The sequence below is a fragment of the Rhodococcus sp. DMU2021 genome, assembly GCF_019641445.1.
Classification (GTDB): domain Bacteria; phylum Actinomycetota; class Actinomycetes; order Mycobacteriales; family Mycobacteriaceae; genus Rhodococcus; species Rhodococcus pyridinivorans.
In genome coordinates, this window is the sequence record NZ_JAIFKB010000076.1 from 1 (window position 1) to 1,645 (window position 1,645).

General features: G+C 63.0%; 1 protein-coding gene and 1 pseudogene. Both read right to left on the reverse strand.

Annotated features, from left to right (window positions below; genetic code table 11):
- Nucleotides 1–127: 127 nt before the first annotated feature.
- Nucleotides 128–277, reverse strand: a pseudogene (locus K3M35_RS25685) (transposase); the annotation flags it as partial.
- Between the two features lie 30 nt (nucleotides 278–307).
- Nucleotides 308–1,446, reverse strand: a protein-coding gene (locus tag K3M35_RS25690) for an IS3 family transposase (RefSeq protein WP_085948638.1) whose coding sequence is annotated in 2 segments (ribosomal slippage) — nucleotides 308–1,176 and nucleotides 1,176–1,446 — 1,140 coding nt in all. Because the reading frame shifts where the segments join, the coding sequence is not laid out codon by codon here.
- Between the last annotated feature and the right edge of the window lie 199 nt (nucleotides 1,447–1,645).

The following is a 1,645-nucleotide window of genomic DNA, read 5'->3' on the forward strand; positions in this document are numbered from 1 at the left end:
GGGTGATGAGGTGGAAGCCTGCGTTGAACGCGTTCGCGATCACCTTCGCTGGACGGCTCGAAAGAACCATCCACTAATGAGAACCGCCGGGCCCCACACACCGTTTAACGGACAGACCCTGCTTGTTCTCACGAACTTTGATCGTCAACGCATCGGCGGTGACGAAGGTGAACGGTCCGGCTTCGTCGAGGCGGCGGTGCCGGAATGCGGCGACCTGCTCGTCGAGGTCTTCGGCCATGCGTGAGACCTGCGACTTCGACAGTGAGTCGATGCCGAGTTGAGGGGGACCCATTCGATGGTCCAGTCGCTATGCGGCTTGGGGTTGGTGGGTCGTGGTCCACTGTAGGGCGAACTCGGCGGGGGTGAGTCCGTGGTGGGCCGAATGGGGTCGGTTGGCGTTGTAGTCGATCCTCCAGTCTTCGATGATGACCCGGGCTTCGCGCAGGGAGTCAAAGCGCCAGGAGTTGAGCAGCTCGTCGCGCAGGCGGCCGTTGAACGATTCGATCCAGGCGTTCTGCCACGGGGAGCCGGGGTCGATGAATAGTGATCCGGTGCCGTTGAATCGGCACCAGTCGTTGACGGCGTGAGCGACGAATTCCGGTCCGTTGTCGAACCGCACGTAGCACGGTGGACCATGTATCAGGGCCAGGCGGTCGAGAACGTCAACCACGCCATCGGCGTTGATGACGCGGTCGACGTGGATCGCCAGGGCTTCGCGGGTGAACTCGTCGATCACGTTGAGCATTTTGATGGTTCGGCCGTCGGCGGTGGTGTCGAATTGGAAGTCCATCGCCCAGATCACGTTCGGCCGGATTGGGCACATCGCCCCAACCGCGGTCCCGATTCCGGTGAGCCGTTTCTTCCTGCGGCGCTGGGGAACTCGCAGCCCCTCCTCGCGCCACAGGCGGCGGATGCGTTTGTTGTTGACCGTGAAGCCCGCTTTGCGCGCGGCGATCGCGGCGCGTCGCCAGCCCCAGCGGGGCCGGTCGGTGGAAAACCCACGTAGCCAGGACCGCAGCTCGGCTTCCTCCGCGGTGATCGGCGCTGGGTGCAGTCGCATCGTGGAGCGGTGGATGCCCACCACAGCACATGCTCGCCGCTCAGATACCCCGAACCGCTCACGCAGCATCGTCACGGCGCTGCGCTTGCGGTTCGGGGTCAGAAGTTTCCCGACGAAATCTCCTTGAGCATGTCGATATCGAGGGCCTGGTTGGCGACCAACTTCTTGAGCCGAGCGTTCTCAGCTTCGAGTTCTTTGAGGCGTTTGACGTCATTGGCCTTCATGCCCCCGTACTGGGCCACCCAGCGATGCCAGGTCGACTCTGTGACCTCCAGATGCCGGCACACCTCAGCCAACTCCTGCCCGGTCCCGAGGAGCTTGTTGCCCTCGGCCAGCTTGCGGATGATCTGATCCGGCGTATGCCGCCGGCGCTTGCTACCTGCCATGTCGTCGTCGATTCTTCCTGCCCAAACACTCGGGCAACAGAGTCGCACAACAACTGGACCACTACGAAGGGCCCACCTCAGCACATACACGTTTGTTGCCCGCCAGAAAGAAGTGATTCGGCGGCGAGGTGAAAACCTGTCCCCCGCCGAGGTCGAGGAAGCCTTGCTCGCGCACCCGGATGTCGACGAATGCGCCGTC